We start from the raw sequence: 7,756 nt of genomic DNA, 5'->3' as shown, positions 1-7,756 counted from the left end.
ATCAGGAGCGGCGTGATCAGAAAGCCGCCGCCGACGCCGAACATGCCGGACAGGAATCCGACGGCCGCACCCATGCCGAGAATGATGAAGATATTCACCGAAAGCTCTGCGATCGGCAGGTAGACAGTCACGTAAGGTTCCTAAAAACTGTCGCCAGCTCATTGAAGGCTGGCTGTATGTCTGAGCCGATCGGCGCGGCAGGTTAATCCTCTACGAAGATCTCTTCTCGTCGGCGACGGATCACGGAAAGAGCCGGAGAGATTATCAGGATCGCCGCGATCAATAGCATTACGGCGCTGATGGGCCGCTCCAGAAAAACAGCAGGGTTTCCTCGCGACAAGAGCAGCGCCCGACGCAGGTGCTCTTCCATCATCGGCCCAAGGATGAAGCCTAGAAGCAAGGGCGCGGGCTCACAGCGCAGACGAACAAGGACATAGCCTCCGACACTGAAGATGATCAGCATCCAAACGTCGAACATCGAGTTGGAGAAGCTGAAGACGCCTATGCAGGTAATGACAATGATTGCAGGAAAGAGCAGATGATAGGGGAAGGCCAAAAGCCGCACCCACAATCCGACCAGCGGGAGGTTGAGCACCACCAGCATGAGATTCCCGATCCACATCGAGGCGATCAATCCCCAGAAGAGAGCAGGCTGTTCCGAAATTACATTGGGACCAGGCTGGATCCCGTGGATCATAAGCGCGCCGATCATGAGTGCCATGACCGGGTTTGACGGCAGACCAAGGGTCAGCATCGGAATGAATGATGTCTGAGCTCCGGCGTTGTTTGCCGATTCTGGACCTGCGAGTCCCTCCACCACGCCGCTGCCGAAGCGCGAGGGCTCTTTCGAAAGCCTTTTCTCCATGGCATAGGAGGCAAAAGAAGACAGTGTTGCCCCGCCTCCTGGAAGGATCCCCAGGAGCGACCCGATTGCCGTGCCTCGCAATATCGACCCCATCGCGCGGCGCAGACTTTTCAGACCCGCGGCAAGGCCCGTGATCTGTGCAACCGTCGCATGCCCTTCCTCTGGCGCATCCAGATTGCGCAACACTTCGGCCACGGCGAACAGCCCCATGGCAAGGGCGACGATGGCAACCCCGTCATAAAGATCCAGCACACCGAACGTATAGCGCTGAACGCCGGACGTGACGTCAGTTCCCACAAGCCCCAGCAGGAGGCCGATTATGGCCATGGCTATGGCCTTCAAAACCGAGCCACTGGCAAGCGCAATGGCGGCAATCAGGCCCAGCACCATCAATGAAAAGTACTCGGCCGGCCCAAACAGCAGGGCAGCCTTGGCCAAAGGCGGTGCCAGCAAGGCAATGATGAAGGTCGCTACGGTCCCGGCGATGAACGAGCCTACAGCCGCCATCGCGAGAGCCTCGCCTGCGCGGCCTTGCCGTGCCATCTGATACCCCTCCAGTGCGGTCACGACTGCCGATGATTCTCCTGGGGTATTGATGAGGATTGCTGTCGTGGAACCGCCATACTGCGCGCCGTAAAAGATACCTGACAGCATGATGAAGCCGGAGACAGGAGGCAGTCCGAACGACAAGGGGAGAAGCATCGCCACCGTCGGCGCAGGCCCCAGTCCGGGCAAGACGCCGATCAGCGTTCCGATCAGAACCCCTGCAAAGCAATAGAACAGATTAAGCGGTGTGAGCGCTGTTTCAAAACCCAAGGCCAATTGCTGAAGCAGATCCATTTCAGCCTCCGATCCAATGGCCGAACTCATGCAAGGGCAAGCCCAGCCCCAGGCGGAAGATCAAGTCGGATGCCACGGTAAGGCCGAGCGCGAGGGCGACCGCAGAGCGCCAGCTGAAGGCTGGGCTTGCAGAGGCCGCTAACAACACCACCATTGGCATTGTAAGGTAGCTGCCGAGCGGCTGCATTAAACCTGCAAAAAGCACCATTGCCATGATCACTCGTGCATGGGGCCCGAGCCGTGGCAATGTCAGCGTCTCCTGCTGGGCTCGTCCGCGCACTGCGACGACCAATCCGATGGCGATCAGAAGCGTAGACAAGATCACAGGGAAGAAGCCGGGCCCCATGCGCAGCAGCGAGCCGAAACCAAAATCCTGCGCGAGGATGAGGAAGCCGGCGCCGAGGAGGACGAAAAGGCCGCCTGCCAGAACATCCGACGAGAGGACATTGGGCCTTGACGCCTCGCTGTTCGTCTCTTTTTCAAGCTGCATCATACCCCGCCCACAATGATGGATGGGTCCTGCAAGGGCGGAGCCGGGTAATGCAAGCCGCGCTGCCCCGAAAGACCACGGTTGGGCTGAGGGGCGCTTGCCGGTCGCTCTAGCCCGACGAAGCCGCCTTCATCCACCGCTTCCAGATCCTCGCCATAAAGCTCGAGCCGCAGTTGCTGTTGCAGCCGCAATAGGACGTGATCATGATCTGAGGATGCGGAGAGATCGTACATCTCATGCGGGTCTGTCTGCAGGTCGAAAAGCTGGAAGACGCAACCGGCAGGATACCAGATCAGCTTGTATCGCTCGTCCCTGATCATCCGCATCGCCTTCACACCGGCCAAGGCTTCTGCATAGAGTGTTTGGCGCTGATGATCCTGCGACACCATCGAGATCCCTTCGCATGTGTCCGGGATGGTGATCCCACACAGTTGCAGAAGCGTAGGCATGATATCTTGCAACCCGACGAGACGCTCATCGACTACCCCGACACCCACCCGCTTGTCGTCTGCTACTCCGACGAGAACCATGGGCACTTTGGCCGAGCCTTCATACATCATGCGCTTCGCATAGAAGCCGTGGTCGCCAAGCATGTCCCCGTGATCGCTGGTGATCAAGATGATCGTGTCGTCCAGAATCTGTTCCTCGCGCAAAGTCCCGATCAGGACTCGCAACTGGTGGTCGATATGCGTACAGAGCGCGTAAAAGGCCCTTCTCATATCAGCAAGCTGGGCTGGTGGTAGGCTCGACCAGTAATCCCTGGCCAACTTCAATGGGTATGGCAGGCGCTCGTCATCCACTGCCCAGCCTGCGATGTTCGGCTCGTCAACCTCCCGCGCACGATATCGCTCCAGATAGCTGGCCAGGGGGATCAACGGAGGATGCGGCGGCGTGTAGGAGACATGCCACAGGGCCGGCCGCGTCGGATCTCGTCGCTTGATTGAACGCGCTGCTGCCCAGGTCGTCCAGTTGGTGACATGTAGCTCCTCGGGAAGATGCCAGGTCCTCCAGCTATACTCGTTGTTGCTCATACCGTGCAGGAATTGCTGTCCTGCATATCCCTTATCGGCGAGAAACATTTCGTAATCGTCGGTACCACCCAGTGCGCCGCGCCCCTCCTCTGCCAAGAGCGCGTCATCGAAACCAATTCGATCACGCTGCGGATAGACATGAAGCTTGCCGATGGCCTGGCTTTGGTAGCCGGCCTGACCGAATGCCTGCGCCAAGGTCGTCATGTCTGCCGGCATGCGCAGTGACGGCTGGAAGGTTCGGTCACCATGCCGGCGCGGGCTAGCGCCCGTCATGATCGTTCGACGCGCGGGAATACAGATTGGGCATTCGGAGTAAGCATTGGCAAATCTGGTGCCTATCGAAGCGAGATGATCGATGGTCGGTGTTTCGATCACCGGATGACCTGCGCAAGCCAAAAGCCCGCCAGGCCATTGATCAACCGTAATGAACAGCACATTTGGTCGCGGCTTGGAGATGTAGTCCCCGCCGCAGGCTTTATTCAGCATCTTCATCTCGCTCGACTGGGACGGGTTAGTCCTTGGTCACGCCCGCGGCATCGACCAGGCTCTTCATCTTCTTGTTCTCGGCCGCAACAAACTCGGCGAACTGTTCAGGCGACCCGCCGGCGAGACCGATGTTGAGCTCCGCGAAGCGGTCTTTGACCTCTTGTTCGTCGAGGATCTCGCCAACGGCGGTGTTGACCTTCTCGACGATCTCAGCGGGAACACCTGCGGGATACATGATGCCGTGCCACGAGGTGAAGGTGAAGTCATTGACCCCTGCTTCCTGCATCGTTGGAACGTCGGGTAGCGCCTGGGATCGTGCAGTGCCCGTAACCGCCAACGCCTTGAGGGCGCCATTCTTGACATGGGGAACGGCAGTGCCATCGATCATCATAGGCACATGTCCAGCGATCACATCCGTCAAAGCGGGAGCCGAACCATTGTACGGAATGTGCAAGGGACCAATGCCGGTCAAGCTTTTCAGATACTCGAACGCCAGGTGTTGAGGGGAACCGTTGCCGGATGATGCGTAGGAGAGAGTTTCCGGATCGGACTTCGCGAGATCAATCAGTTCCTGCACATTGTTGGCCTTCACTTGCGGGTTGGCCACGAGAAGCAGGGAAACGGAGGTCACTTGAATCACCGGCTCGAAATCATCGATCGGATCGTAGGTCAGGTTTTCGTAGACATAGGGACTGATCGCATGGGTGCTTATGTCTCCGATCTGCATAGTGTAGCCGTCAGCAGCAGCGGATGCGACTTCCGTCGTGGCGATCGTTCCACCCGCTCCGGGCCGATTTTCGACGATGACGGACTGGCCGAGCTTCTCTCCAAGCTTCGGCGCGATGGTCCTGGCGATGAGATCCGTGTTGCCGCCCGGAGCGAACGGTACGATCAACGTCACCGGCTTCGTCGGCCAGTATTCTTGGGCAGACACGTTGGACACAGACAAAGCCGCAACACCCATCACGGCGGCGGTTAGCGCAGCAAACTTCTTCATCGATTCCTCCCAAAGGGCGACAGGCATCCTCGGCCTGCCTTTCATAACTAACCGTTAGAAGCTAGTCTAATGATCTCTGATATGGAAATTAGAAGGGCTAATAATTATGGATCAGAAGCTGCTGTTTTCGTTCGTCACTCTGGCTGAAGAGCTGAATTTCGTACGGGCGGCCGAGCGGCTGCGGATTACCCAATCAGCTCTGAGCCAGCAGATAGCAAAATTTGAACAGGAGCTCGGCTTCACGCTATTCGACAGAACGCGACGGCGCGTCTCTTTAACAGACGCGGGCCGGAGCCTTCTGGAGGAAGGCAGGATTGCGTTGCGCCAGCTCGATCTGGCAGTCGAGATGGCCAGACGCGCATCGGAGGGAAAATCGGGACGGCTGACGATCGGCTTCGCGGATGCAGCGGCCTTGAACATCCTGCCCGAACTCACCTCGCAATTCTCCCGCAGTTACCCGGGCGTCAACATTATCCTCCATGAGATGATTTCCAGCGAGCAGGTTGAAGCTTTGAGAGCGGGACGAATCCAGATTGGTCTACTACGGCCTGTCTTCAACAACGAGGATTTCGATACCCGCCTCCTGTTGCGAGAGCCGTATGTTGTCGCCGTGGCTACTGAGCATCGGCTTGCGCGTCAGCAGGTGATCCGTATCCGTGATCTCGCCGATGAAGGCCTCATCATGACACGAAGGGTCAAGGCGCTTTATCTTGAGCGAAACTTCCAGCCGGCCTTCAAAAGAGCGGGCACCCAGCCAAAGATTGTCCAAGAGGTAAACGAGTTGCATGCCATTCTGGGACTGGTGGCCGGCGGGCTGGGTGTCGCCCTTTTCCCCAAATCGATAACCAAGCTCGACCTTGAGGGCGTCCTTTATCGGCCACTACACGCTCAAGAGTCGCCGGTCGCTGAGCTCCTGATTGCCTGTCGGTCCGATGAACGCAGCGTAACGGCCCGAAATTTCGTGAAACTGGCGACCAATGCCTTCCCTCAACCTGACCGATACCCGCTCTAGCCGGTTTTTATTCGACAGAAGGAATGGGTGAACCGAAAACTCAAGGGAATTGTTCAAGGCGCCGAAGATATCATGATGGACGCCAAGCGAGCACTAATTACCTGGTTTTTCTAAAGTGGCCTTACGAGCCATGGTCACATCACATACAAGCAGACTTATCACATGATTTCGGCGCTCGCATCCAGTGCGCTCCATTCAGTGCAGGTAAGACTAAAGCTCGCGAGGAGAAACGCCTTTGCTCGTGGTAGCGAAATCGGCTTGATCGCTTGCGCTGCCGTTGTCGGAGTGGCCGCCGGTACAGCGTGAGCGCCATGAGCTGGATCTCCAAGTCGCTGCACAGTCTGATCTTCGGCATTCCACCTGACGAATGGCTCCGTTCTTCCTCCATTGAGGACAGGCTGCTATTGCTCTGTGCGCCCGTGTCGGCGGCATTTTGAGGGGCTGCCTGTACCTTGCGCTGCGCAAACGCTGAAGTCGCTCTATTGTAGACCCAATCGAAGCAAACGCGCGTTATCGCGGCCCGATATCTTCGGCGGACAGCATCATCGTCGGGGTCCAGAACCTGATCTCTAATGGCTTCGGCGCCTCCATTGGCCTTGAAGGCGGCTACCCGCAACTGCCATCCGGAACGGCCTCGAAGCTTGGCGCGAAGCTCAACCTGCGTCGTGAGGACCTGCCGTTCTGGTGGGCTGTGGTGCGGCAGGAGGCATTGCTGCGGCCTTCAATGCGCCGCTTACCGGAGCCTTCTATGCCGTCGAACTCATCATCGGAACCTATAGCACGGTCGCCCTTGCTCCTGTCGTCGTTGCTGCAATCTTGGCGACCTTGATGGCGCGTACATTGTCTGGGGACTCGTTCCTGATCAAGATCGGCGACATCGGCCAGGTCGCACCATGGGATTTCTACCAGCGATCCTGCTTGGCGCGTTTTGCGCCATACTTGGGATCGGCATCATGAAAGGCGTAGCCTTCACCGAAAAGCTCGCGAGAGAGAGCTCCATCCATGCCGCACTACGCCCTGCACTAGGTGGCATCGTCGTAGGTCTCATGGCCATGGCACGCCGCAAGTTCTTTCTGCCGGTCACGGCGTGCTTCACTTGAACCTGGAAACGCAAAGCAGCATTGGCGTCCTCGTGAGCATTCTCCGGCTAAAGGCAACAGCGTCAGCGATCCATCGGTTCTGGGTTTCGTTGGGGGCCTTTTCTTCGGATCTCTCTTCATGAGTGCGATGCTGGGGAAAATCTTCGCCATGCCGATCGGATACCTGCTGGACAACGAATTGAAACCGGCAGTGTTCGCTGTGGTGGGGACGAGTTCCCTGGCCGTCGCGCTTATCGGGGGGCCGTTGACGATGACGTTTTTGGCGCTTGAGATTACCAGGAATTTTCCGATCACAGCGCTGGTCCTGGCGGCGACCATCACGTCCTCCTTAGTTGTGCGCACAACGTTCGGCTACTCGTTCGCCACGTGGCGATTCCAACTGCGCGGAGAGAGCATCCGCAGCCCTCACGATATTGGATGGATACGCAATCTGACTGTAGACAAGCTCATGCGACCAGACATCAAGAAAGCGAATGCAAGCCTTTCGCTGCAGGAATTCCGAGAACAGTTCCCGTTCGCCTCCACACAGAGGGCCATCATCGTGGACGAGAATGAGAGATATGTCTGGATCGTACTCGTACCGGAAGTCTATGCCGAAGAGAGCGATGGGCAGCAGTCTGCAGATATCGGCAGGTTCATTCGGTATCGCAACGACACTCTTCAGCCGCAGATGAACGCCCGCCAAGCGGCCACGATCTTCGACAAGACCAGCAGTGAGGCTTTGGCGGTCGTGAACAACCTGATTGAACGCCGAGTCATCGGCCAGCTCGGCGAGGCCCACACTCTGCGCCGACACGCTGAATAACTGGATAGTCGCCGCCGTGAGGCGACCGGCGAAACCCTTTGAGGACCGGTGATACTACGGAGATGCTGCGCGCTAAGTCCATCCAGAGCATGAAGCCCCGGCTGCAGGGTTCGCTCATGCTCGATCGTCT

At 57.9% G+C, this 7,756-nt stretch carries 5 protein-coding genes and 2 pseudogenes; 2 read left to right on the top strand and 5 right to left on the bottom strand.

Features of this window, described 5'->3' with window-relative positions; genetic code table 11:
• The 5 genes and pseudogenes from MUU54_RS20350 to MUU54_RS20330 form a co-directional block, all read right to left on the bottom strand.
• Positions 1–131, bottom strand: a pseudogene (locus tag MUU54_RS20350) (sulfite exporter TauE/SafE family protein); the annotation flags it as partial.
• A gap of 71 nt (positions 132–202) precedes the next feature.
• The gene (locus MUU54_RS20345) at positions 203–1,705 is read right to left on the bottom strand and encodes a tripartite tricarboxylate transporter permease (protein WP_247245790.1); all 1,503 of its coding nucleotides are present in this window, start codon (positions 1,703–1,705) and stop codon (positions 203–205) included.
• Position 1,706: 1 nt separating this feature from the next.
• Entirely contained in the window at positions 1,707–2,198 is a 492-nt protein-coding gene (locus tag MUU54_RS20340; RefSeq protein WP_247245789.1) for a tripartite tricarboxylate transporter TctB family protein, read from the bottom strand.
• Positions 2,195–3,712: a sulfatase-like hydrolase/transferase gene (locus MUU54_RS20335; protein WP_247245788.1), complete on the bottom strand. Its 1,518-nt coding sequence runs from the start codon at positions 3,710–3,712 to the stop codon at positions 2,195–2,197. The genes MUU54_RS20340 and MUU54_RS20335 overlap by 4 nt, the downstream gene beginning before the upstream one ends.
• Before the next feature lie 25 nt (positions 3,713–3,737).
• Positions 3,738–4,709, bottom strand: coding sequence for a Bug family tripartite tricarboxylate transporter substrate binding protein (locus MUU54_RS20330; protein ID WP_247245787.1), 972 nt, complete (start codon positions 4,707–4,709; stop codon positions 3,738–3,740).
• 106 nt (positions 4,710–4,815) lie between these two features.
• Here MUU54_RS20330 and MUU54_RS20325 point away from each other — a divergent pair, with 106 nt between their 5' ends.
• Both MUU54_RS20325 and MUU54_RS20320 read left to right on the top strand, forming a co-directional pair.
• Positions 4,816–5,721 carry a LysR substrate-binding domain-containing protein gene (locus MUU54_RS20325; protein ID WP_247245786.1) on the top strand — a complete coding sequence of 302 codons (906 nt, stop codon included), beginning with the start codon at positions 4,816–4,818 and terminating at the stop codon, positions 5,719–5,721.
• A 162-nt stretch (positions 5,722–5,883) separates the two neighbouring features.
• Positions 5,884–7,626: pseudogene (locus tag MUU54_RS20320) on the top strand (chloride channel protein).
• Positions 7,627–7,756 lie beyond the last annotated feature (130 nt).

The organism is Pseudorhizobium tarimense (genome assembly GCF_022968135.1).
GTDB classification, from domain to species: Bacteria; Pseudomonadota; Alphaproteobacteria; order Rhizobiales; family Rhizobiaceae; genus Neorhizobium; species Neorhizobium tarimense.
Note: the sequence above shows the minus strand (reverse complement) of the source record. Positions and strands in the feature narration are given on the sequence as shown.

Excerpts from the sequence above, each read along its gene's own strand:
- MUU54_RS20340 (WP_247245789.1), bottom strand. The coding sequence starts at position 2,198 with ATGATGCAGCTTGAAAAAGAGACGAACAGCGAGGCGTCAAGGCCCAAT.
- MUU54_RS20330 (WP_247245787.1), bottom strand. The coding sequence starts at position 4,709 with ATGAAGAAGTTTGCTGCGCTAACCGCCGCCGTGATGGGTGTTGCGGCT.
- MUU54_RS20325 (WP_247245786.1), top strand. The coding sequence starts at position 4,816 with ATGGATCAGAAGCTGCTGTTTTCGTTCGTCACTCTGGCTGAAGAGCTG.
- MUU54_RS20345 (WP_247245790.1), bottom strand. The coding sequence starts at position 1,705 with ATGGATCTGCTTCAGCAATTGGCCTTGGGTTTTGAAACAGCGCTCACA.
- MUU54_RS20335 (WP_247245788.1), bottom strand. The coding sequence starts at position 3,712 with ATGCTGAATAAAGCCTGCGGCGGGGACTACATCTCCAAGCCGCGACCA.